Raw genomic sequence first — 22,982 nt, forward strand, 5'->3', positions numbered from 1 at the left:
CGACTTTGGTTGCTGGCACTCCTGCTGATGCTGTGCTGTGATTTGCCCAGCGTATTGCAAAACAATAACAAGGTCGCACCAGAATGTCTGACAAGACAATAAATCGCGTTGCCAAGGCGACGCCCCGTCGGCTTGCCCGCAAAGTTCGGGGTCTTTCAGACCGGGCGATCACCTGGATATTTGTCGGGCCGACGATTTTCTTATTGCTGGCGATCAATATTTTCCCGCTGATCTGGACGATCAATCTGAGCTTTACGAATTTCAAAGCAAACCGCATAAACCGGGCTGTCGATTACATCGGTCTGCGAAACTATGAACGCATTCTGACAGATGGCGATATTTGGCTGTCGATGCAGGCAACCGCGCATTTCCTATTTTGGACGATATTTTTTCAGGTGCTTATCGGGTTTACGCTGGCTTGGCTGATCAACCGCAAGTTCAAGGGCAATGACATCTGGACCACAATCATAGTTCTGCCGATGATGCTTTCGCCAGCAGTGGTCGGCAACTTCTGGACATTCCTGTACCAACCCCAGATAGGCCTGTTCAATTATGTTGTTGCGTTCTTTACAGGCGCTGATCCATCAAGTTTTGAAATGCTGGGATCCGTCGATCTGGCGCCATGGTCCATAGTGATTGTGGATACGTGGATGTGGACGCCCTTCGTCATGTTGATTTGCCTCGCAGGCCTGAGAAGTATTCCAGACTATATCTATGAAGCTGCAGAAGTTGACCGGGCTTCAAAGCTTCGGCAATTTTTCACGATTACCATTCCGATGGTTATGCCCTTCCTTATGCTCGCGGTGTTGTTTCGCGGGATCGAGAATTTCAAGATGTTTGATCTGGTCGTGCAACTGACTGGCGGTGGACCAGGTTCAACCACTGAACTTGCATCAATTAATCTTAAGCGCGAGGCGTTTGAAAAATGGCGGACCGGGTATTCCAGTGCCTTTGCCATCATCCTGTTCGTGACCGTCTTTGGACTGGCATCGATCTACGTCAAGGCTTTGAACAAGGTTAAAGAACGATGACCTACTCTGTTACTGAACCCACTAAGCGACAGAAATGGTTCGCCGGAACTCTGGTCATTCTGTATGCGATCATAACAATTCTCCCGCTTGCCTGGATCATGATGACGGGATTCAAGACCCCTCCGGATAGCATAAGTTATCCACCAAAAGTGTATTTTGAACCCTCGCTTGAAGGCTACGTAAACCTTTTCACGACGCGAACACGGGTCAGTCAGGAAACTCTGGAAAACCTTCCGCCGCCACAGAACTTTGCGGAAGAAATTGTTCGTAACCGCGGTATGGTGATTGCCGGACCTTCGAAATTTGGGCAGCGGTTCCTGAACTCTGTCATCATCGGCTTTGGTTCCACTTTCTTATCGATATTTCTAGGAACGCTGGCAGCGTACGCATTTTCACGCTTCAAAATACCTTTGGCGGATGATCTGCTGTTCTTCATCCTGTCAACACGGATGATGCCGCCCATTGCCGTCGCCATCCCGATCTTCTTGATGTACCGGAAATTGGGACTGTCAGACACACATTTAGGTATGATACTTCTTTATACAGGAGTGAACATATCTCTGGCCGTCTGGCTTCTTAAGGGGTTTATCGACGAAATCCCGCGCGAGTATGAAGAGGCAGCGTTGATCGATGGCTACACCCGCTTTCAGGCGTTCTATAAGATCGTCCTGCCTCAGGCCGCGACGGGCATCGCTTCAACTGCAATCTTTTGTCTGATCTTTGCCTGGAACGAGTATGCCTTTGCAGTTCTTTTGACCTCTGGCACCGCTCAAACTGCGCCGCCGTTCATTCCGACAATTATTGGCGTTGGGGGCCTTGATTGGCCCGCTGTCGCTGCGGGTGCCACGATTTTCCTTCTGCCGGTCATGATTTTCACGATCCTTCTTCGCAAGCACCTGCTGCGTGGGATTACATTCGGAGCTGTGCGAAAATGAATAAATTTATTAATGGCTTGATGCGTTTGCGTCGTGGACCATGGGAATTGGTTGCCACCATTTTTATCGTATTCGGGGTGTTTATGCTGATGCAGCCTTTCGTGATGTGGGCCTTTACCTATTCGTTCATTGTCACCCTTGTTGGCACGGTGATGTTCATCATCGTCAGCCATTTTCCGGAGTAAACCATGGCGGAGATTGTCATAAAGAACCTGCGCAAGAACTTCGGTGATTTCACGGCTGTCAAGGAAAGCTCATTCACCATTGAAGATGGGGAGTTCTTCATGTTGCTTGGCCCATCAGGATGCGGCAAGACAACGACGCTTCGGATGATTGCAGGGCTCGAACTGCCAACTTCAGGTGAAATTTATCTGGATGGTGAAGAGATCAGCCAGCAACCCCCGTCAAAACGGGACATCGCCTTTGTTTTTCAAATGTTCGCGCTTTACCCACATATGAATGTGCGGCGCAACATCAGTTATCCTTTGGTGAGCCAGGGCATGCCGAAGCGTGATGTAAAGACCAAGGTCGCGGAAGTAGCAGGCATTCTTGGAATTGAAGATATTCTTGATCGACCTGTCGGTGGTTTGTCAGGGGGCGACCGTCAACGCGTAGCCCTTGGACGCGCCATTGTGCGCGATCCCAAGGCATTCATGATGGACGAACCGCTTGGCGCGCTGGATGCGGAATTTCGCGAGCGTATGGCAGAAGAACTGCGCGCGTTGCATGATCGAATGAACGCGACCACGGTTTACGTAACCCATGATCAGCTTGAGGCAATGCAGATGGGTGACAAAATTGTTGTCATGAACAACGCAGTTGTCGAGCAGTTCGGTACTCCACAAGAAATTTACGACAAGCCCGCAACCATGTTTGTGGCTGATTTTATCGGCTCACCATCAATGAATTTTCTGCATTTCAACGGTGCGGCTCATCAAGGTGCCGCGCAGGTATCAATGAATGGTTCTTCCTACGCCGTCCCGAAGTTACACCAAAACGCAAAGGGTAACCTTGTCTTTGGGGTTCGACCTGAACACGTAAAGCTTTCAGATCAGGGCGCATTGCGTGCAAAGGTACTCGCATCGGAATATCTGGGGACCACCCAGATCATAACGCTTGAGAGCGAGAGCGGAACCCTAAAAGCGCGCGTAGACTCCCACCAATCAGTGCGTGTCGGTGAAATGATCGGGTTAGATTTCAAACCTGAAACGATCACTTTGTTCGACGCTGACTCGGGCAATGCCCTTGCCTCCGAACTTAACAAAGGAGTGGTTGCGTATGGCTGAAGTTGTTCTCAGAAATATCTGCAAGACATTTGGTGCCAACAAGGCAATCGATGATGTGTCGATGACCATTCCCGATGGGGCGTTTGTGGTCTTGCTCGGACCAACGGGTGCTGGAAAAACCACGACCTTGCGTTTGATTTCAGGGTTGGAGAAACTTAGTTCCGGCAGTATCGAAATCGGCGGACGCACAGTGAACAATGAGACACCAGCGCAGAGGGATGTGGCCATGGTGTTTCAGCAGTATTCGCTTTATCCACATATGAGTGTCCGGGAAAATCTGGAGTTTCCACTGCGCTCCCCGATCTTGAAAACACCAGAGGATGTCATTGCGCAACAAGTGGCTGAAGTGGCCGAGATTCTGCAGATATCGCACAAGCTCGACAACAAAGCGACGGAGCTTTCGGGTGGCGAAATGCAGCGGGTATCCATTGGTCGCGCGCTGGTTCGGGAACCTTCCATTTACCTGATGGACGAGCCGCTAAGCTCTTTGGATGCGAAGTTGCGGAACGATTTGCGTGTGGAATTGAAGCGTATACAGGCAAGCCTCGGCGCGACGATACTTTATGTCACTCACGATCAAATTGAAGCCATGACAATGGCGACCCATGTCGGCGTACTGCACGAAGGCAAACTCGTGCAGTTTGGAACTCCGCGTGAAATTTACGAAGATCCAAAGAGCATATATGTCGCGAGCCGCCTTGGCCTCCCGCGAATAAATATCTTGCCGGCAAATCTGTTTGATACCACGCGAAACGGTGAACATACGATTGGCCTTCGCCCGGAGAACATTCTGCAGGGGCAAGGCAAGCCAGCGCAGATTCAGCGGGTGGAACATCTGGGTGATCAGACCAGATTGCACCTGATGCTGGAAGGCCACGCCATTACGACTATTGCGGCGGCGGGTCAGGATTACCCCGCTGGTACAACGATCAATATCGAACCGAAAAACCCGCTATTTTTTAAAGCGGATGGATCGCGAATTTACTAGGGAGGCGACTGGATGGTACAGTTTGTGAACTCAAAAGACAGCTTGGTAACAGAAGCAATCGATGGGATACTGGCAGCGTCTGGCGGTGCACTTACGCGTTTGGACGGATACCCGCACATCAAGGTTGTCTATCGGTCGGATTTGGATAAGTCCAAAGTCGCCCTGATTTCTGGTGGCGGGTCCGGCCATGAACCGGCACATATCGGTTTTGTGGGGCAGGGCATGCTAACAGCAGCAGTGTGTGGCGATGTTTTTGCCTCACCGTCAGTGGAGGCTGTCCTTGCCGGCATTCTTGCCGTAACGGGCGAAGCAGGATGTTTGCTGATTGTCAAAAATTACACGGGTGATCGCCTGAACTTCGGTCTGGCGGCAGAGCGCGCACGTGCTTTGGGTCGAAATGTGGAAATGGTTGTGGTCGACGATGATATCGCCTTACCTGACTTGCCACAGGCACGGGGCGTCGCAGGTACGTTGTTTGTCCACAAAATCGCAGGTGCCGCTGCAGAAGCGGGCGAACCTCTGGCCAAGGTCAAAGAAAAGGCCAGTGCTGTGATTTCTGCAGTTCGTTCGATTGGCATGTCGCTCGATACCTGCACCATTCCGGGCTCCGAAAAGGAAAACCGGATTAAACGAGGTATGGCAGAACTCGGTCTTGGTATTCATGGCGAGGCAGGAGTTGAGCAAGTTGCCTTTGACACTGCAAAATCGGCGATGGTAACCGTACTGGACAAGCTTAGTGGGCATTTGCAGCCCGGTCCGCACATCGTACTTCTTAATAACCTGGGCTCTACCATGCCCTTGGAAATGTCCGTCCTTTCTTATGAACTTGCAACGGCTGAACGTTCAGAAGATTTCAAGTTTATAATAGGACCCGCCCAGCTGATGACATCGCTGGACATGCATGGGTTTTCAGTTTCAGTGTTGCCTGCCAAGGATGAATGGGTCACGGCAATGCAAGAGCCTGTTGCACTCGCAGCATGGCCGCAGATGCGGGCGATTGCGCGTGTGAAAAGTGCCGCGTTGCCAGATGGCCTGAGCCCAATCCGTCCAATTCCGTCAGAGAACGCCGACACGCGCTCAACGATAGAGGCGATCTGCGACCTTCTAATTGAGTCCGAACGATCCTTGAATGAACTTGATGCCAAGTCTGGAGACGGAGATACAGGCAGCACGCTGGCCAGTGCAGCCCGTGCTTTGAAGGGTGCTATGGACCAAATGCCCTTGGCAGATCTGACCCAACTTTTCCCAGCGCTTGGTAATGAATTGAGTCAGACCATGGGCGGGTCGTCTGGCGTAATTCTTGCAATCTATTTTGGCGCAGCTGGCGATGCATGTGCAAGCGGTCTGACAATATCAGAAGCGTTGAGTGCTGGGCTTGCGCGTGTCAGCCAAGTTGGCGGAGCTGTTAAAGGAGATCGAACCATGATTGATGCGTTGGACCCGGCGCTTGCTGCATTATCTGAGGGCATTAAGAGCGCTGCCCTGGCAGCGCGAGAAGGTGCTGATTTGACAGCAAAAATAGGAACTGCCAAGGCCGGCCGGGCCGCTTATGTCCCTGAAGAAAACCTGATCGGGTACAACGATCCGGGTGCTGAAGCCATCGCACGTGTCTTCGAAGGCCTTGCGCGTGAAATAGGTTGAATTAGAGGTTTCTTTGACAAAGCTCGTGCCAGAAAAAACCGGCAAACCAACGGTCAACGATGTTGCCCGCGTTGCAGGGGTCAGTCTTGCAACCGTCGATCGCGTCCTGAACGCGCGCCCTGGTGTGCGGTCTGTTACGATCGAACGCGTGAACAAAGCTATCCGAGATCTCAGCTATGTCCGTGACACTGCGGCTGCCAACTTGGCGCGTCGGCGCATTTACAACCTTCTGTTTGTATTGCCAGCGACCCAAAATGAGTTTGTCGCAGCTCTTGAAGCTCAGATTGCAGCGCAGTCAGAGAATTTGCAGACTGATCGAACCCGGCTTAGCATCGTCAAGGTACCCGCCTTTGATCCGCAGGAACTCGTCCGAATTGTCGAAAGTATTGATCCGGCAAAAATTGACGGCATCGCCGTCTTCGGGCCAGAGACACCGTCGGTTCGTGATGCCCTTCACCACGTAAAGGAAAAGGGAATCGCAGTTGTCTCGCTGGTATCAGATTTGCCAAGTTCGTCGCGTGACCATTTTGTTGGTATAGACAACGTCTCGGCAGGTAAGACCGCAGCCCAGTTGATGGGTCGGTTCGTGCCGGGAAATCACGGTAAGATTCTTGTAATAACTGGCTCAAGATTGGCGCGTGATCATCTGGAGCGGCGTCATGGTTTTGACGAAGTCATGGCCAGTGAGTTCCCTGAATTTAAGATATTGCCATCGCTTGAAGGACGCGATGATGCAGATCTACTATTAAAGTTGTTACCCCCTTTGTTTGCGAAACATCCTGATATTCGCGGGATTTACTCTTCAGCGGCAGGGAATGACGGGCTTATACAGTTTCTTCGCGAAAATGCCCTTGATCAAGAAATTGTCGTTGTTGGGCATGAGTTAACACCACTATCCCGCGCAGCCTTGGAGACGGGGATATTCGACGTAATAATTTCGCAGGATACCGGGCACCTGGTGCGTAGCGCTGTACGGCTTTTGCGGGCGACTGCGGATGATGCTCCGTTCAACCCGGCGCAGGAACGAATCCGAATTGATATTTACCTGAAGGAAAACATGCCCCCTGAATGAGGGACGGAATTATTTATAATGGGAGAATAAGATGAAAACGATCAAGGGACCGGCGTTGTTTTTAGCGCAGTTTGTCGGGGATGACGCGCCTTTCAACTCTTGGGATTCCATTACGAAGTGGGCGGCGAATTGCGGTTACCTTGGCGTTCAAGTTCCCAGTTGGGATGCCCGGCTGATTGATCTGGACAAGGCTGCATCGTCCAAAGATTACTGTGATGAGTTTAAAGGCAAAGCGCGTGAAAATGGCGTCGAAGTCACGGAGCTTTCAACCCATCTGCAAGGGCAACTTGTAGCGGTACACCCCGCGTATGATACTGCATTTGACGGATTTGCAGATCCGTCGGTGCACGGCAATCCCAAGGCGCGTCAGGAATGGGCTGTTGAGCAAGTCAAGATGGCTTTGAGCGCGTCAAAGAACATGGGGATTGGCGAACATGTTTCTTTCTCGGGTGCTTTGGCCTGGCCTTATGTTTATCCATGGCCGCAGCGACCTGCAGGTTTAATTGAAACCGCGTTTGATGAACTGGCGGCGCGCTGGCTCCCTATTCTGGACCATGCAGAAGCATGTGGTGTGAATATTTGTTACGAAATTCACCCCGGCGAAGACCTGCATGATGGTGTTACATTTGAAATGTTTCTGGAGCGAGTGAATAATCATGCTCGTTGCAACATGCTTTACGATCCGTCGCACTATGTGCTGCAATGCCTTGATTATTTGGACAATATCGACATTTACCGCGATCGCATCAAGATGTTCCACGTCAAAGATGCAGAGTTTAACCCGACCGGACGGCAGGGCGTTTACGGTGGATACCAAAGCTGGGTAGATCGCGCAGGACGGTTCCGGTCTCTGGGCGACGGGCAAGTTGATTTCGGGGCGGTCTTTTCAAAGATGGCGGCAAATGATTTTGATGGCTGGGCCGTGGTGGAATGGGAATGTGCATTGAAACATCCGGAAGACGGTGCCCGAGAAGGTGCCGACTTTGTTCGTGATTACATTATCCGCGTAACGGAACGTGCATTTGATGATTTTGCAGAGACAGGTGCCGATACAGCTGCAAACCGAAAAATGCTGGGGCTGGATTGATGCGAACGGATTTTGTTCCTTTGCTGCCGTCTGCTTTTGTCCACGATCGGGCGCTGAAATACTTTGATGGAGATTTGATATGAAACATGCAATTCGCCTCGGTATGGTCGGAGGTGGAAATGACGCCTTTATAGGTGCGGTGCACCGAATTGCTGCGCGCATTGACGGCAAATTCGAATTGGTGGCCGGGGCGCTTTCATCATCCGCGGAAAAGTCACGCGCATCGGGTGAGGCACTGGGTTTGCCTGCAGACCGCATTTACGAAGATTTCAAGCGAATGGCCATTCGTGAGGCTCGCTTGAAAAACGGGATTGAGGCGGTCGCTATCGTTACCCCGAACCACGTTCACTATGCTGCAGCCCGCGAGTTTCTGAAACGCGGCATTCATGTGATTTGTGACAAGCCGCTGACCTCGACACTTGCTGATGCCAGAAAGCTTGTGAAGATCGCAGAGGCGTCTGACGCGTTGTTTGTGCTTACCCACAATTACACCGGTTATCCCATGGTTCGTCAAGCCAAGGAAATGGTTGCGGGCGGGGCGCTGGGCAAAATTCGGGTCGTGCAGGCGGAGTATCCGCAGGATTGGTTGACTATACATCAGGATTTCAAACAGGCGGAGTGGCGGACCGACCCGGCAAGGTCTGGTGCGGGTGGTTCGACCGGCGACATTGGCACCCATGCATTCAATCTTGCTTGCTTTGTTACGGGGCTGGAGCTGGAAAGTCTGGCGGCTGACATCCAAGCCTTTGTTCCGGGACGGCAGATAGATGACAATGCTCATGTCATGTTGCGGTTCGAGGGCGGCGCGCGGGGAATGCTTTGGTGCAGCCAAGTTGCGCCAGGAAACGAAAACGCGCTGCGCTTGCGGGTTTATGGCGAAAAGGGAGGTCTTGAATGGGTACAGGAAGATCCAAATTATCTTTGGCACACACCCTTCGGTGAACCCAAGCGTCTGATCACCCGAAATGGGGCTGGCGCAGGTGAAGCTGCCGCAAGAATGAGCCGAGTTCCACCCGGGCATCCCGAAGGATATCTGGAAGGATTTGCAAATATTTACTCTGAAGCCGCAGCGGCAATCATTGCCAAACGCAACAACCGGACAACACCTCAGGATGTCACCTATCCAACCGTCCATGATGGGCTGAAAGGTGTTCAATTCGTTGATGCATGTGTCAGATCCTCGGCGCGAAACGCTGCCTGGGTCATGTTAAAGTAGAGGAATGTAGATGTATCTGGGGTTGGATCTTGGCACCTCTGGGCTTCGCGGACTGCTGGTTTCAGAAGACGGAACCGTCGTTGGTGATGCTACGAAGTCATATGACGTCCAATCTCCGAAATCGGGTTGGGCTGAACAAGACCCCGCCGTATGGGTCGGTGCTTGCTTGGGCGTGCTGTCTAAACTCGCCACCGGCTTTCCCGCAGAGTACCGCGCCTTAAAAGGCATAGGAGTCGCGGGGCATATGCACGGTGCAACGATGCTTGATCACTCAGGCAAGGTTATTCGCCCCTGTATCCTTTGGAACGATACCCGCGCGGCGAAAGAAGCGGCAGAGCTTGATGAAACACCTGGGTTTCGCGAATTGTCCGGCAATATTGTTTTTCCGGGCTTTACTGCCCCCAAACTGTTGTGGATGGCGCGGAACGAGCCTGAAAACTATGCACTTGTCAGTAAGGTGCTGTTACCAAAAGATTATCTTGTTTTCTGGCTCACAGGCGAAATGAGCAGTGAAATGTCGGATGCGTCAGGGACCAGTTGGTTAAATGTCGAGGAAAGGGCATGGTCTGAAATCTTGATCAATGGCTCCGGCATGCGGCGGGATCAGCTACCTGATGTTGTTGAGGGATCCGATGTGGTTGGTCAGCTAAGCGTTGAGCGGGCGCAGCAAATCGGCCTGTCGACTGATGTCTCTGTGGTGGCAGGTGCTGCAGATAATGCCGCAGCAGCCTGTGGTGTCGGGGCGTTTGAGGAAGGGCAAGGCTTTGTTTCGCTTGGGACATCCGGCGTAATCCTAGCCGCCAAGGACCGCTATGCTCCTGATCCTTCTACGGCTGTACATACCTTTTGCCATGCCATGCCAATGAAATGGTACCAGATGGGCGTGATCCTGTCGGCAACAGACAGCCTGAATTGGCTGGCCGACAATCTTGGGCATAGCCCGGAAGAACTGGCTGATTTACTACCGGATAAACCCTTTGGGCCGGGCGCTGTCCGGTTTTTGCCTTATCTGTCGGGTGAGCGGACACCACATAACGACGCCAATACCGGAGGTGCCTTCCTGGGCCTTTCGCGCGGTAGTGATCAGGCCGCATTGGTACAGGCTGTTATGGAAGGTGTCAGTTTTGCGCTTCGTGATTGCCTTGAAGCCTTGCATTCGACCGGCACAAGTCTTGGGTCCGCTCTTGTTATTGGGGGTGGGTCCAAATCTGCTTTTTGGGTTCAGACCTTGGCAAACACGCTGGGGATAACCCTACATCTTCCGGCCAAGGGCGATTTTGGTGCTTCAATGGGGGCTGCGCGGCTTGCCATGATTGGGGCAGGCGGGCTTTCTCCGCAAGAGGTTATGGTCCCTGCTGCGATTGAGGTGGAAATAAAGCCGGATAGGGTTTTGACAGATGCCTACGACGTCTCCTACCGCGCATACAAACAAACATATGAAGCCATTAAGGACTTGCCATGAGTACCAGATTTTTTCCAACCAACGCCATTGCGTTTGAAGGTTTCGCAAGCACCAATCCGCTTGCCTTCCGTCACTATGACCGGAACGAAAATCTGCGTGGAAAGCGGATGGAAGACCATTTGCGCTTCGCTTGTGCCTATTGGCATTCTTTCGCATGGCCCGGTGGAGACCCCTTCGGTGGGCAAACTTTTGATCGTCCGTGGTTTCCTGACCGTATGAGCGATGAGATGGCCGCAGCGAAGCTGAAGGCCGACATCGCATTCGAAATGTTCACCACGCTTGGTGTGCCCTATTTCTGTTTTCACGATGCGGATGTACGCCCCGAAGGTTCCAGCTTTGCAGAAAACACTGCAAATCTTGAAATCATGACCGAGATATTTGCCGAGAGAATGGAACAGACAGGAGTGAAGCTTCTGTGGGGGACGGCCAATCTGTTTTCGCACCGCCGTTTTATGTCGGGTGCTTCGACTAATCCGGACCCAGATGTTTTTGCCTACGCTGCAGCCACAATAAAAACCTGCATGGATGCAACGCACAAACTGGGTGGGGAAAATTACGTGCTTTGGGGAGGGCGCGAAGGATACGAAACCCTGTTGAATACTGATTTGGCGCGTGAGGATCAGCAAATGGGCCGGATGCTGAACATGGTCGTGGATTACAAGCACAAGATAGGTTTCAAAGGCGCAATATTGGTCGAGCCAAAACCACAGGAACCAACGAAACACCAGTATGACTATGATGTCGCAACTGTTTATGGGTTTCTGAAACGCCATGGACTGGAAAATGAAATTAAACTCAACATCGAACAGGGCCATGCCATATTGGCTGGGCATTCGTTTGAGCATGAAATTGCAACGGCCAATGCTCTTGGTATTTTTGGTTCGATAGACATGAACCGCAATGACTACCAGTCAGGCTGGGACACGGACCAGTTCCCGAATAACACACCCGAAGTGGCACTCGCGTACTATCAAATCCTGCGAGCGGGTGGATTTACCACCGGCGGAACAAATTTCGATGCAAAGTTGCGGCGTCAATCACTTGATCCTGTTGATCTTTTGGCCGCACATGTCGGCGCCATGGATGTCTGCGCGCGTGCGCTGAAATCGGCAGTAGCGATGCTTGAGGATGGAGGATTAGAGACAGCATTGAAAGAACGCTATGCCGGATGGTCGGACCCTTTTGCCCAGAAAATCCTGTCAGGGGATTGCGATTTGGAGGAATTGGTAGACCATGTCGAGAAAAAAGACCTGAACCCCGAACCAGTTTCAGGAAAGCAGGAAATTCTGGAAAACTACGTTAACCGGTATGTTTGAAGAAACTGCAAGCTGACTGATCCAATTCCTATTCGGGCCACGCGATCAGACAATTTGTAAATATCTGGACCTGCACGTCCCGAAAGCAAGTGCTGAGCTTGAAGAACACATAACCATGCACGCTTGGCTTTCGCTTCCGGCAATAGCCGAACGTCGGTTCTGGCTGTAGCAAACGACGGAATGAAGCCCAAAACCCTATTTTCATGCATTTAATCATCCGATATATTTACTGCCTAGAAGGAGTTGACAGATGGCTGGTGGCTAGGCGCGAGACGGTGCTGTAAACGAACAGATTGAAAGCTCGATTAAGGATGAACTGGCGCGCATGCAGGCGCGTAGGTCTCCTATCGGTGAGAGTTTGACCAAATTGCGCTGAGTGCGATGAGCCGATCCCAGAAGCCCGCCGAACTGCGATCCCCGGTGTAAAGCTATGCATCGACTGCCAGAAGGAGCGGGACGGTGTCTATGAGGCTCGTGGAGGGATCAACCGGAGGGGCAGCAAGGACAGTCAGCTGAAGTGATGTCCGGTAACGCAAGTATCGCGGGCGCATAGGGGGTTTGGGCAAATCTTCTCGCCAGGAAAAGCGACAGATCAGGGCGCTTTGCCTCGGCATTTGCGGCGTTCCACAGGAAAAAGAACTCTTTTGCTTTAGCACCCTTGCTGTCTTGATCCGGAAGGTCAGGCAACAGTCGCACGCGGCGCAGTACACGTTCCTCGCTGATCTTCAGCATTGAACAAAGCGTCTGGGTGGGTTTCGCCGCCGGGTTTTCTGACGCGTGTCTTTCATCCTGACGCGCCTTTCGCAGCAACTTGGCATCGAAGAAACAGATATTTCGTAAGCCATGCCACCCGATAATGCGGCTTTGGCGGAATGGGTTATAGGTTTGGCACAGTTTGCAAGTATGCAACCAAGGGTTTCTGAGGCAAGGTTCCATCGGTGCTACGAATCTTGGCTGGAGAAGCGCGAATGAGACTGACCGTAAACGGAAAGACACATGAGGTAGATGTCGAAGGCGACATGCCGCTTCTGTGGGTTCTCAGAGACGATTTGGGGATCACCGGCCCAAAGTACGGTTGCGGTGTTGCCGCCTGCGGTGCCTGCACAGTGCATATCGACGGTGTCGCGGTGCGTTCCTGTCAGGTTCCGGCAGCGGATGTGGACGGTGAGGTTACGACGATTGAGGGTTTGGGTACGCCTGAGGCGTTGCATGCCATTCAGGCGGCCTGGGTTGAACATCAGGTCGCCCAGTGCGGCTATTGTCAGTCCGGACAGATTATGCAAGCCGCCGACCTTTTGACTAATGTTCCCGATCCTACGGATGCCGATATTGATGATGCTATGTCTGGGAACCTCTGCCGTTGTGGTACCTATCCGCGCATCCGAACCGCAATCAAATCCGCCGCAGCAAAAATCAACGGAGCCTGAAGTCATGAGCCGTATTGGAAAAATCGCGCGCCGCAGCTTCCTGATCGGATCCGCCACAATAGCTGGTGGTGTTGCCTTCGGAATCTACAAAATTCGAACGCCCTATCCAAATCCGCTTGAAGACGGGCTTGCGGAAGGCACCGCCTCCTTTAACCCATGGGTTCTGATCGACAGGGAAAGAGTCACTCTAATCACACCACATGCCGACAAGGGGCAGGGTGTGGTGTCGTCCCAGGCCGCGCTGATAGCCGAGGAACTGGATATTGAATTCGGTCAGTTTGACGTAAATTTTGGCGAACCGGACAAGGCCTATTGGAACACAGCAATGGCCGATGAAGCTGTGCCTTTCATGTCAACGGACGAAAGCTTTGCCGCAGAGTCGATGCGCAGCGCAATGGGCGGGGTGCTGAAACTCTTGGGCATGCAGGGCACGGGTGGCTCGACGACGATACCGGACAGCTTTAACAAGTTGCGCCGTGCGGGTGCTGTTGCGCGCGAAACACTGAAACTGGCGGCATCTCAGCAATCCGGCGTTCCGGTCACTCAACTCAAGACGGCTAATGGTGCCGTCCAGCTGCCAGACGGCTCAGAGCTGAAATACACCGAACTGGCCGCAACTGCAGCCGGGATCGAACCGGTCACAGATGTTGAATTGCGCGCACCTGATCAGTGGCGATTGATCGGCAAGCCGATGCAGCGGCTTGACATAGTCGCCAAATCAACCGGCACCATGGACTACGGGATCGACCTCAGGATCGAGGGCATGGTCCATGCCGCTGTTAAGATGAATCCTCGCCAAGGGGGCACTCTTCGCAGCTACGACGCCTCGGAAGTTGAAGACATGCGCGGAGTGCGGAAAATTGTTCCGATCACCAATGGTGTCGCGGTTATCGCCAATAATACCTGGCGCGCGATTCAGGCGGCAGAAGCAATCACATTCGACTGGGATTCAGCACCTTATCCCGCCGAACAGGATGCACATTGGGAAACAATTTCGAAGTCTTTCTCCGAAGAAAACCTCGATTCCAAATGGCGCGACGACGGCGATGCCGAACAAGCGATTGCAAAAGGCGAGGTGGTTTCCGCTGAATACCGGGCACCATATGTGGCACACGCTCCGCTCGAGCCGCTCAATGCCACAATACTTGTAACGGATGATGCGGTCGAGATCTGGAGCGGTCATCAGTTACCTCGCATGCTGCAGCAGATCGTCGCCAGTATTACCGAGCATGAAGCAGAACAAGTGAAGTTCCACAATCAATTTATCGGCGGTAGTTTTGGCCACAGGCTGGAATTTGAACATTTGAAGCAAGCCGCCGAAATCGCCACCCAGATGCGCGGCACACCCGTCAAGCTGACCTATAGCCGGGAAGAGGATTTTGCCCACGACTTCCCGCGTCATATTGGTATGGCTCAAGGTACGGGTGCGGTTGTCGATGGTAAGGTTGAGGCGATCGATCTGCAGGTTGCGATGCCATCAGTGATCTCATCGCAAATGGGGCGGGCTGGCCTTTCCATTCCCGGACCGGATTCTCAGATCGCCGCCGGTTCCTGGAACAATCCTTACAACTTGCCGAACTACCGCATGCGTGCCTATCGGGTGCCAGAACTTGCACCGGTGTCGTCCTGGCGTTCGGTCGGCGCTTCAGCTAACGGTTTTTTCTTCGACAGCTTTCTCGACGAACTAATCCAAGCAGCGGGTGCAGATCCAATGGAAGAACGCATCCGGTTGATGGGTCATGACACCTCGCGCAGGGTGCTCGAGGCCGTGGCCGAGATGTCTTCGTGGGGTGGTAAGCTAGCAGCAAACAAGGGCCGCGGTGTTTCGTTTGTCGAAAGCTTCGGCACACCCGTGGCCGAGGTGGTTGAAGTCACGAACACCGACGATGGGATCCGCATCGACAAAGTGTGGGTGGCCGCAGACGTGGGCCAGATCGTTGACCCGGTGAATTTCGAGAATCTTGTACAGGGCGGCGTCGTTTTCGGCTTAGGCCACGCGATGAACTGCGAAATCACCTATACCGATGGCATGGCGGAACAGGCGAACTTTTGGGATGCAGAAGGGATGCGCATGTACCAATGCCCGGAGATTTTTGTAAGAGGGCTGGAAAACGGCGACAAGGTGCGTGGCATCGGTGAGCCCCCGGTTCCACCTGCGGCTCCGGCGCTTGCGGCTGCGATCTTTGACGCCACCGGACAGCGCCTCCGTGAGATGCCATTTAATAAATTTGTTGATTTCGTTTGAGCGGAGACATTTGAATTTTCAGCGGACGCTCCATCCGATGTGGCGCGCCTGCCTATTGGAGTGCCACATCTGAGTGACTTGAACTAAAGACCAACGGTTTGAATGATTGAATATCGGTTTCATGATGCAAATCGCAGTTTCGTCAGAATCTAATCATTGACAGAAAGCCTTTCACTTTATCCAGCTCATTTTTCCGCCCCCGTGGTTGTTCAGACTGGTGCCCAGCCTGCACTGTTTGGCGTCGCTAATAAGGGGAAAAGGAGGGCCGAGACGTCATATAGGGTATCAGGCGCATTAGATGGGGTCTAACAACCTGACTTCAATTTCTGCTTCTTTTCCATATCATCCCGTATTGTTTTCGGTCGCTTAAACCGCAGTGGAAAGAGCACGAACAATCTGAACACGCCTGCGGGTTTGTTTGCCTTTGCCGGATCGGGAGGGTTCGGCGCATCTGGACATGCACCGACAATGGTTTATGCAAGTATATGAATTTCCAAGGACTAAGAGATAGTGGTTTCGATTTGAGCACATCGTCAGGGCGTCACATCCCACGGCGCGAGATTAATGCCGCGCAACGTATCATGGCTTCGCCCATTGGCGAAATTCTGGCGCGCCGCTGGCTGGACTGGTTAATATTGCAAGGTCTCAAACGGCTGTTCTTCCCGTTTTCGCGGCTTTGGGCGGCCGCCAGGGCAGCGAATGGAGAGGTTGATGAGTTCGCTGCCGCTGCTCCGCTCACACGTGAAATCAGATACAAGGCTAAACTGCGCCGGGCTTTGAGGATTTTTGAGCGCGAACGTGCCAATATCAACAGTGTCGAGCTTTTTTGGCAGGAGAATTTTTTCGGGTCCGGTGATGTTCCGGAAAAACATCTTATCTCGCTTGAAGAAGCACGCCTTCATGCACGCAGCCGCTACAATGTAACCCGGCGGCATTTCACCTATCTGCGTCATTGGCTGGCAACGACGGTGTTTCCGAGTTTCGTCACCCCGCAAGAGTTTGAGGCGGTTTATGGTGTCAGCGGAGAAAAGTTTGAGCAGTTGTTCGCCCCACCTGTAATGATGCCGAAGGTGGAGAGATCTCGCAGCATTGCGACCGCTTCGGGGCGGGATAGCTGGATCCGCTTTGCCTCTCCGGCGGCACATATGGGTGATGACGTCTATGCCCGGGTGCATGAACCTGTCGGTATCGAAAACCCACCCACCCTGATCTTTGGTCATGGGATATGTGTCGAGTTCGACCATTGGCGCAACCTGGTTGACCCGATTGCTAACTTGCCACGCTGGGGCATCCGCGTGATACGGCCCGAAGGCCCGTGGCACGGACGCCGGGTACCTGAGGGGTACTATGGGGGTGAGCCTTTCCTGTCCAGGGCACCAAAGGGCGAATTTGACTACTTTACAGCCCAGCATCGCGAATGGGCTGTGCTCATGGATTGGTCGCGGCGCACCAGCACGGGGCCTGTCGCCTTCGGCGGTAGCAGCCTAGGCGCACAATCAGCCCAGATGACATCAATAAGGGCCCGCAACTGGCCCAAACACCTGCAACCGGATGCTTTGTTCTTGATGACCCATTGCGAACATGTGGGTGACGTGGCAACGGACAGCGATCTGTCCGATATCTGGGGGCTACACGAACCTTTGGGGGCTTTGGGATGGCGCCGGGACATGCAGAAGGAATGGCTGGCTAAACTTGATCCATCTGGTGCGCCCGTAGTGCCACCAAGTAGGATTGTCAGCGTTCTGGGTCGACATGACCGGGTCACACATTTTTCCTCTGGTCAAAAGCTGCAGGAAAAGTGGCGATTGCCCCCGGAAAATCGGTTTGTATGGCCATGCGGTCATTTCACCGTTCCTTTGCGTTTGGGTCATGACACACGCCCGCTGGATCGGCTGCAGGAAATTTTCGATGAGATTGCAGTGCGGGAGACCCGGTAGTGCTCGGATACCCGATCACACTGCCCTTGTGGGCAGCAGTACCCACGCTCGTATTGGCTGCGTTGGGGGCAAAAGCATTCATTTTCGACCCGATTATCCGCCGCGTCTTGAATCGGCGGGAACGGGATCTCAAGGCACGCCTGAATACTACGCTCATCCGCCCCTTACCCGCGGTTTTGCAGGTTCCGCGTCGTGTTTTGATGGAACGGCTTTTCAACGACGCGGAAGTGCAGGCCGCTATTGATCTTGCTGCCGATACAAGGGGGCGTGACGCCGCAGAAAAGGAAGCGCGAACCTATGTAGACGAAATGATGCCGTCCTTTTTTGCACTCTTTTATTTTCACGTCGGCTACTGGCTCGCGCGCCGGTACCTGCGGTCGATGTATGATATTCAAATCGCACAACAACCGCCACCGGGCGCCTATACGGACATTCCAGAGGACGCCAGTATCGTTCTGGTGGGCAACCACCGGTCGAACATGGATGTCGCGGTTCTGAGCTATCTGGCGTCGCGCACCAGTATGGTATCTTTCGCGGCGGGAGAATGGGCCGCAGTGTGGCCGGTAAACCGGATCATGCATATGAGCGGGTCGTATATCATCCGCCGCGAAGCCCAAAGTCGCCTCTACAAAAAGGTACTCGCCCGCTACATCCATATGATGATCGGGGCACATATGCCTCAGGGGATCTTTCTGGAAGGCGGGTTAAGCCGGGATGGTGCTATCCAGCCCGTCAAGCTGGGGCTGATGCGCTATATTCTTGCGGGTCTCGGAAAAGGCGGTACGCGCGATATTGTCTTCATTCCCGTGGCTTTCAACTATGACAGGGTTCCCGAGGACCTGACCTTGCTTGCTCATCAGGATCACGGCTTTGCCAGGAAGTCGAAATTTTACGCACTTAAAAGCACGATTTGGCATTCCTTCGGAGTGAGCGCTCGCCTGCTGCGCATAAGCCGTCGTCGCTATGGACAAGCGGCCGTTAGCTTTGGCCCTGCGCTTTCAGCGAGGGACTGGCTAGCTGAACACGGCGGATCGGTCGAGGCCCTTGATGATGAACAACGCAAGGCAATCGTTGCACCAATAGCGGAATCGATTATCGGACGCATCAGCGATATCATCCCGGTCTTGCCGGTTTCGCTGGTCGCGACGGTAATCCATGAATCCGGCAGCGACATCCTCCAAAAAACGGAAATCAAACAGGGTGTCTTGCGCTTGCTCGAAAGATTGCGCCAACGTAACGTGCCGATGGCGATAGACGAACTGGATGGCGAAACAACCTACCGGAAAGGATTGGATGTTCTTCTGTCGCGTGAAGTTCTTATCCAGGACGAGGGACACTTGTACCGTAACCCGGACAAGAAAGCCCTATTGGCCTATTTCGCCCGCACCATAGCCCACTATTTCGAAGACTTGAGTGAGGAGAATAAAGCCACCGCCCCGCTATATAGTATTCTAACCGTATCAGAGCCGGAAACACCAACCTGAGACGGCTAACGATCTTCTGGCCTTCAGCGTTCGGATCACGACAACACGCAGATTGCTCTTTTTTGCCAATGAATTCCACCAAGAAAAAGTTATTTTCTTTGTATTTTCGAGTGTTGCACAGACTTCCGTTCAAAGTTCACGTCAATCGTATTAACGCAAAGAAAATTAGGGCATTCGACATGCTGTCAGCCATCGCGTGATGGCTTCCTTCTGCGGGTGGTCCGTCGCAAAAGTGGCATAATATGCTTTACCCGTGCTCAGCCGCATGTTGGGCAGTTCTACTAACCATCCATTAGATAAATATGGTTCGGTCAGGTGCGCCCAGGCCAGAGCGACACCTTTACCTTCCGTCGCCGCCTGAAGGATGAAGTGATAGCTTGGCACAGGATGGATTTCGGGCAATTGTTCGCATTTGATCCCAAAAGCACGAAACAGATCTGACCAACTTACCCAGCCAAATTCACCAAAATCTTGTGCTATTAAAGGCAGCGCAGACAAATCACCGGGCTGAACCATCTCTTGCTGCAGCCGGTTCGCGCTCAGCAAAGCAGGTGCGCAGACCGGAAAGACCTCTTCTTCAAAAAGCAAGGACGCATGCATACCGGCCCAGTCGCCTGATCCGAAGCGGATGACGATATCTGCATCGTCGAAATCAGCATCCTGTGGTTGGTCTGACGTATTCAGCCGGATATCCCAACCCGGCAGCAGCGCCCTAAGCGGTTCCATACGTGGAAGTACCCACATATGGGCAAACCCGTGTGTGCAGACGATGGACAGGCGGTCTATTGTCTGCCCGCGCATTAGCGTTTCCACAACAGCGCGGATATGTCCCAATCCTAGCTCAGTCGCCTTAACGAGCTCGTCACCCGCCGGAGTCATTTCGATCCGATTGTGTCGGCGATGAATTAAAGGCGTTCCAATGAAGCTTTCCAGATTGGCGATAAAACGGCTGACAGAAGGCTGCGGCATGCCAAGATGATGTGCTGCTCTGGTAAAGCTTTGCTCGCGTGCTACAGCTTCAAAGACATAAAGAGCTTTCAGGACCGACTGGATGCTTTTGCGTTTATACATATATTTATTATATAATAGTTATGTTTTTATTCCATCTTTATGGCCGGTAGTATTATTTTATAATGTATTAATGATATGACTAACGGAATCCTGATGATGAAACATACAGCACAGAACACATTGGATGTCACTTCGGCTGATGTTCTGGAATTTCCTAATGGCATTCGCATGCTTCAGGCTTGGCAGGATGCTGACGCAACCCGCATGGATGAATTGAAGCAGGTGTTTTTGGATACTGTCGAAGGCAAGTTCGACAGTGATTTCGCGTGGAATGGACCAACAGATGCGATTCATATCGGTGGGTCTATCAACTTGATGACGTTGACCATCATGCATGATCTGTTTGGATATGACTCATCTGAATTCTACAAAGGTAATCCCGAACGGTATGTGCGTACAACACTGATGACTCGGCGTTTATTGGGGATGAATAAGCTGTACCTGAGTTGGCCGGTTTACGCTTTCACAGCCGAGGCCATGGGCCAGCAGACCATGTATCCTGACAAATTTCCTCCGGGGTCGGATCCTGATTTGACGTTGCTCAACCGGGAAAACTGGCAGCAGCCGCGAACACCCGACTTTACCAAGGGTATACCAGCCATAATCGAAGAAATGATCCGAGTTTACGTCAGCTTGACTGGCCTGGAGCCGGTACTTCACCTGTCAGCGCCTTACAGTTTGGCTGCGGATACGTTCGGGCAAGAGCCGCTTCTGGCCGCACTGGTGCGCGAACCTGAGTTCGCAAAAGATTTACTGAGGCATCTGGCCGATACTGTCCATCGCCCATGGATCAACGACTTCATATCCAAATTTCCCAACGGCTGGATCGAATTGTCGGATGCGTCGGGGTCGCCCTTCTTTGTCGGGCCAAGGAATTGCCGTGATATTTCTATAGACGCGATCAGGTATCTTGCAAAGAACGAGCCCTGGGGTGATCGTGTGTATGACGCCAACTATCGTGGCGACTACGTGACTCAGGCGCAGCAGAAAAACCGATGCAACGCACGAAAAGGCGGCACCTCTGCAGCAACGAACCCAGCGGTGACACTGGATGAATTGACTGAGGCCAAACATTCTGTCTGCCGCCACTATGTACAGCGCCTGCACGATGACAGAGTGCCTGTTGACTACTACCGCGACAAGGCGATTGAATGGAACGTGCCGCTTTTTGCGGGTGTGGGTTCATCACAAATTGACCGCAATAGTGTGGCCGATATGGATGCAGCAAAGGCTGATCTGCGCTCAGTTACCCGCTGTGATGTCGACGCAGTGAAAACCGTCGCGCGTACGATACGTGACAACGGGTACAGCATCACAAATCCACCTTGGCCGGGTACGATTTATTTTGAAGATGTCAGCTCAGAATCCAGCATGGAGCTGATCGAAGTAATAGTCCAAACAGCGCTGAATGAAGGGCGCTATTGAGAACGCGACCTGATCGCAGAGCGGACATTGGATTTGCCGCCGAAACCGGGTACTTCGGGCTCAATCCAGTTGATCGCTGCGTGATCAACGGCTTCTGTGCGGGACAATCGTGCCGTTTGCAGCACATACAGGTTTTCTTATCAACCTGCCCTCAGTTCTCATAGCTGGTTATTTTAACCATGTCGGTGCAGGTTTTATTTCCCCTACAGTCGCCCTAAGAGAGTTTTCGACCGAGGGTGCTATGTGTTCTCCAAGTTGGCTTTTCTCAGCGTCCGACAGGATACCAAGGTGGTCGAGAATTGCCAGCAACGCGGCCCCGCGAGGTCGTGCGTTGCCGTCCGCTATCTTCAGTGCAATGCCAAGCCCCTGCGCGGGCAGGGCTGCGACGAGTATGCCTTCGGCACCGGTTTTAGCCAGGACCACGCCCTTGGTTGCAGCAATCAAGGCGCTGACGATTGTGCCATGGCCCGCCGCATGGAGCGGGTTTTGGGCGATAACCGGCATGCAACCGAAAAATTGCACTGGTTCGCTCCGCACTCAGATAGGCAGGATTGCTGAACCGGGCGATGGCATGCTCCAGCCTTGCCAAGGGCATCGTGATCGCCGGAAAGCCGCAGCCGTCGATTCCCACGGGAAATTTTCTCAAGTCTATCTCTGCGAGGTCAGAGAGAATATCTAAGGCGCGCTGTTGCAGAGGGTGCCCGATCAGATGATAGTCGGCGGTTGGTAGTCCGAGATGCAGCGCATTGGTCAGAAAGCCCGCGTGTTTGCCCGAGCAATTGTGATGCGAACGGCGGCCATGCTGGCCCGAGGCCAGAACATGGTTGGCGCTTTCGATATCGTCGGGCAGCACACTGCCACAAGCCAGGTCATCATTGCCAAGCCCCAGACGGTGCAGCCAGGCTTCGACCAGGTTTTGGTGCATCGGCTCGCCCTGGTGTGATGCGCAAGCCAGGGTCAGTTCGGCGTCACTCAGCCCAAACCTGTCACAGGCGCCGCATTCGATCAGATCGATCGCCAGCATTGGTTTCATAGCAGAGCGCGGGAAAACAAGCTGCTCTGGTTCCCCCCAGCTTTCCAGCAGGTTGCCTTTGTGATCGCATACGACCGCCGCGCCGAAATGACGGCTTTCGACGGTTTTATTTCGTGTGACTTCGACAAATAATTCAAAGGACATGTCGCATCTCGGTCACTGGAGTAAAGGGGATTTTGGTCAAAGAATCTGACTGAGGAACATTTTGGTGCGCTCGTGTTGCGGATTGTCGAAAAACTCGATCGGGCCACTTTGCTCGACGATGTCGCCCTCATCCATAAATATCACCTGATCGGCGATGGTCCGCGCGAAGCCCATTTCATGGG

Annotated in this window: 20 protein-coding genes and 2 pseudogenes; 17 read left to right on the forward strand and 5 right to left on the reverse strand. The window is 52.9% G+C overall.

Features of this window, described 5'->3' with window-relative positions; genetic code table 11:
• The first annotated feature begins 83 nt into the window (after positions 1 to 83).
• From MWU63_RS17060 to MWU63_RS17115, 12 genes and pseudogenes are all read left to right on the forward strand, one after another.
• On the forward strand, positions 84 to 1,031 hold the full coding sequence (locus MWU63_RS17060) for a sugar ABC transporter permease (protein ID WP_213888756.1): 948 nt from the start codon (positions 84 to 86) through the stop codon (positions 1,029 to 1,031).
• Positions 1,028 to 1,966: a carbohydrate ABC transporter permease gene (locus MWU63_RS17065; protein WP_213888755.1), complete on the forward strand. Its 939-nt coding sequence runs from the start codon at positions 1,028 to 1,030 to the stop codon at positions 1,964 to 1,966. The genes MWU63_RS17060 and MWU63_RS17065 overlap by 4 nt, the downstream gene beginning before the upstream one ends.
• Entirely contained in the window at positions 1,963 to 2,151 is a 189-nt protein-coding gene (locus tag MWU63_RS17070) for a hypothetical protein (RefSeq protein ID WP_213888754.1), read from the forward strand. The genes MWU63_RS17065 and MWU63_RS17070 overlap by 4 nt, the downstream gene beginning before the upstream one ends.
• A 3-nt stretch (positions 2,152 to 2,154) precedes the next feature.
• Positions 2,155 to 3,252, forward strand: coding sequence for an ABC transporter ATP-binding protein (locus MWU63_RS17075; RefSeq protein ID WP_213888753.1), 1,098 nt, complete (start codon positions 2,155 to 2,157; stop codon positions 3,250 to 3,252).
• Complete coding sequence (locus MWU63_RS17080) at positions 3,245 to 4,240, forward strand: ABC transporter ATP-binding protein (RefSeq protein ID WP_247078954.1); 996 nt, start codon at positions 3,245 to 3,247, stop codon at positions 4,238 to 4,240. Before MWU63_RS17075 ends, MWU63_RS17080 begins: the two co-directional genes overlap by 8 nt.
• Before the next feature lie 12 nt (positions 4,241 to 4,252).
• A complete protein-coding gene (locus MWU63_RS17085) occupies positions 4,253 to 5,881 on the forward strand; it encodes a dihydroxyacetone kinase subunit DhaK (RefSeq protein ID WP_213888751.1) in 1,629 nt (542 codons plus the stop codon).
• 13 nt (positions 5,882 to 5,894) lie between these two features.
• Positions 5,895 to 6,953: a LacI family DNA-binding transcriptional regulator gene (locus MWU63_RS17090; protein WP_213888750.1), complete on the forward strand. Its 1,059-nt coding sequence runs from the start codon at positions 5,895 to 5,897 to the stop codon at positions 6,951 to 6,953.
• A 31-nt stretch (positions 6,954 to 6,984) separates the two neighbouring features.
• A complete protein-coding gene (locus MWU63_RS17095; protein ID WP_213888749.1) occupies positions 6,985 to 8,040 on the forward strand; it encodes a sugar phosphate isomerase/epimerase in 1,056 nt (351 codons plus the stop codon).
• A gap of 79 nt (positions 8,041 to 8,119) precedes the next feature.
• Positions 8,120 to 9,256, forward strand: coding sequence for a Gfo/Idh/MocA family oxidoreductase (locus tag MWU63_RS17100; protein WP_246531681.1), 1,137 nt, complete (start codon positions 8,120 to 8,122; stop codon positions 9,254 to 9,256).
• Between the two features lie 10 nt (positions 9,257 to 9,266).
• A complete protein-coding gene (gene xylB / locus MWU63_RS17105; protein ID WP_213888748.1) occupies positions 9,267 to 10,718 on the forward strand; it encodes a xylulokinase in 1,452 nt (483 codons plus the stop codon).
• Positions 10,715 to 12,034, forward strand: a complete 1,320-nt coding sequence (gene xylA / locus MWU63_RS17110) for a xylose isomerase (RefSeq protein ID WP_213888747.1) — start codon at positions 10,715 to 10,717, stop codon at positions 12,032 to 12,034. The genes xylB and xylA overlap by 4 nt, the downstream gene beginning before the upstream one ends.
• A 292-nt stretch (positions 12,035 to 12,326) precedes the next feature.
• Positions 12,327 to 12,555: pseudogene (locus MWU63_RS17115) on the forward strand (DksA/TraR family C4-type zinc finger protein).
• Here MWU63_RS17115 and MWU63_RS17120 read toward each other — a convergent pair.
• Positions 12,518 to 12,766 carry a hypothetical protein gene (locus MWU63_RS17120; RefSeq protein ID WP_247078956.1) on the reverse strand — a complete coding sequence of 83 codons (249 nt, stop codon included), beginning with the start codon at positions 12,764 to 12,766 and terminating at the stop codon, positions 12,518 to 12,520. The pseudogene MWU63_RS17115 and the gene MWU63_RS17120 overlap by 38 nt on opposite strands.
• A 236-nt stretch (positions 12,767 to 13,002) precedes the next feature.
• On the opposite strand from MWU63_RS17120, the gene MWU63_RS17125 reads away from it, so the two are divergent.
• From MWU63_RS17125 to MWU63_RS17140, 4 genes are all read left to right on the forward strand, one after another.
• Complete coding sequence (locus MWU63_RS17125; protein WP_213888746.1) at positions 13,003 to 13,461, forward strand: (2Fe-2S)-binding protein; 459 nt, start codon at positions 13,003 to 13,005, stop codon at positions 13,459 to 13,461.
• Positions 13,462 to 13,465: 4 nt separating this feature from the next.
• Positions 13,466 to 15,706 carry a molybdopterin cofactor-binding domain-containing protein gene (locus MWU63_RS17130; protein ID WP_213889076.1) on the forward strand — a complete coding sequence of 747 codons (2,241 nt, stop codon included), beginning with the start codon at positions 13,466 to 13,468 and terminating at the stop codon, positions 15,704 to 15,706.
• A 521-nt stretch (positions 15,707 to 16,227) separates the two neighbouring features.
• On the forward strand, positions 16,228 to 17,643 hold the full coding sequence (locus MWU63_RS17135) for a hypothetical protein (RefSeq protein ID WP_213888745.1): 1,416 nt from the start codon (positions 16,228 to 16,230) through the stop codon (positions 17,641 to 17,643).
• Positions 17,643 to 19,127 carry a 1-acyl-sn-glycerol-3-phosphate acyltransferase gene (locus tag MWU63_RS17140; protein WP_247078958.1) on the forward strand — a complete coding sequence of 495 codons (1,485 nt, stop codon included), beginning with the start codon at positions 17,643 to 17,645 and terminating at the stop codon, positions 19,125 to 19,127. Before MWU63_RS17135 ends, MWU63_RS17140 begins: the two co-directional genes overlap by 1 nt.
• A gap of 165 nt (positions 19,128 to 19,292) precedes the next feature.
• Here MWU63_RS17140 and MWU63_RS17145 read toward each other — a convergent pair whose 3' ends face one another.
• Positions 19,293 to 20,198, reverse strand: a complete 906-nt coding sequence (locus MWU63_RS17145; protein WP_247078960.1) for a LysR substrate-binding domain-containing protein — start codon at positions 20,196 to 20,198, stop codon at positions 19,293 to 19,295.
• Between the two features lie 93 nt (positions 20,199 to 20,291).
• Here MWU63_RS17145 and MWU63_RS17150 point away from each other — a divergent pair, with 93 nt between their 5' ends.
• Positions 20,292 to 21,623, forward strand: a complete 1,332-nt coding sequence (locus MWU63_RS17150) for a uroporphyrinogen decarboxylase family protein (RefSeq protein ID WP_213888742.1) — start codon at positions 20,292 to 20,294, stop codon at positions 21,621 to 21,623.
• A gap of 168 nt (positions 21,624 to 21,791) precedes the next feature.
• Here MWU63_RS17150 and MWU63_RS17155 read toward each other — a convergent pair whose 3' ends face one another.
• The 3 genes and pseudogenes from MWU63_RS17155 to MWU63_RS17165 form a co-directional block, all read right to left on the reverse strand.
• Positions 21,792 to 22,127 (reverse strand): asparaginase, encoded by a 336-nt coding sequence (locus MWU63_RS17155; RefSeq protein WP_213888741.1) that lies wholly within the window; start codon positions 22,125 to 22,127, stop codon positions 21,792 to 21,794.
• Positions 22,033 to 22,800 (reverse strand): asparaginase, encoded by a 768-nt coding sequence (locus MWU63_RS17160; protein ID WP_213888740.1) that lies wholly within the window; start codon positions 22,798 to 22,800, stop codon positions 22,033 to 22,035. Before MWU63_RS17160 ends, MWU63_RS17155 begins: the two co-directional genes overlap by 95 nt.
• 36 nt (positions 22,801 to 22,836) lie before the next feature.
• Positions 22,837 to 22,982 (reverse strand): annotated as a pseudogene (locus MWU63_RS17165) (amino acid ABC transporter ATP-binding protein); the annotation flags it as partial.

The organism is Pseudohalocynthiibacter sp. F2068, assembly GCF_023015645.1.
GTDB classification, from domain to species: domain Bacteria; phylum Pseudomonadota; class Alphaproteobacteria; order Rhodobacterales; family Rhodobacteraceae; genus Pseudohalocynthiibacter; species Pseudohalocynthiibacter aestuariivivens.

Excerpts from the sequence above, each read along its gene's own strand:
- MWU63_RS17160 (WP_213888740.1), bottom strand. The coding sequence starts at position 22,800 with ATGTCCTTTGAATTATTTGTCGAAGTCACACGAAATAAAACCGTCGAA.
- MWU63_RS17150 (WP_213888742.1), top strand. The coding sequence starts at position 20,292 with ATGATGAAACATACAGCACAGAACACATTGGATGTCACTTCGGCTGAT.
- MWU63_RS17080 (WP_247078954.1), top strand. The coding sequence starts at position 3,245 with ATGGCTGAAGTTGTTCTCAGAAATATCTGCAAGACATTTGGTGCCAAC.
- MWU63_RS17095 (WP_213888749.1), top strand. The coding sequence starts at position 6,985 with ATGAAAACGATCAAGGGACCGGCGTTGTTTTTAGCGCAGTTTGTCGGG.
- MWU63_RS17070 (WP_213888754.1), top strand. The coding sequence starts at position 1,963 with ATGAATAAATTTATTAATGGCTTGATGCGTTTGCGTCGTGGACCATGG.
- MWU63_RS17060 (WP_213888756.1), top strand. The coding sequence starts at position 84 with ATGTCTGACAAGACAATAAATCGCGTTGCCAAGGCGACGCCCCGTCGG.
- MWU63_RS17075 (WP_213888753.1), top strand. The coding sequence starts at position 2,155 with ATGGCGGAGATTGTCATAAAGAACCTGCGCAAGAACTTCGGTGATTTC.
- MWU63_RS17100 (WP_246531681.1), top strand. The coding sequence starts at position 8,120 with ATGAAACATGCAATTCGCCTCGGTATGGTCGGAGGTGGAAATGACGCC.
- MWU63_RS17120 (WP_247078956.1), bottom strand. The coding sequence starts at position 12,766 with ATGCTGAAGATCAGCGAGGAACGTGTACTGCGCCGCGTGCGACTGTTG.
- xylA (WP_213888747.1), top strand. The coding sequence starts at position 10,715 with ATGAGTACCAGATTTTTTCCAACCAACGCCATTGCGTTTGAAGGTTTC.
- MWU63_RS17065 (WP_213888755.1), top strand. The coding sequence starts at position 1,028 with ATGACCTACTCTGTTACTGAACCCACTAAGCGACAGAAATGGTTCGCC.
- MWU63_RS17130 (WP_213889076.1), top strand. The coding sequence starts at position 13,466 with ATGAGCCGTATTGGAAAAATCGCGCGCCGCAGCTTCCTGATCGGATCC.
- xylB (WP_213888748.1), top strand. The coding sequence starts at position 9,267 with ATGTATCTGGGGTTGGATCTTGGCACCTCTGGGCTTCGCGGACTGCTG.
- MWU63_RS17145 (WP_247078960.1), bottom strand. The coding sequence starts at position 20,198 with ATGTATAAACGCAAAAGCATCCAGTCGGTCCTGAAAGCTCTTTATGTC.
- MWU63_RS17085 (WP_213888751.1), top strand. The coding sequence starts at position 4,253 with ATGGTACAGTTTGTGAACTCAAAAGACAGCTTGGTAACAGAAGCAATC.
- MWU63_RS17125 (WP_213888746.1), top strand. The coding sequence starts at position 13,003 with ATGAGACTGACCGTAAACGGAAAGACACATGAGGTAGATGTCGAAGGC.
- MWU63_RS17155 (WP_213888741.1), bottom strand. The coding sequence starts at position 22,127 with ATGCCGGTTATCGCCCAAAACCCGCTCCATGCGGCGGGCCATGGCACA.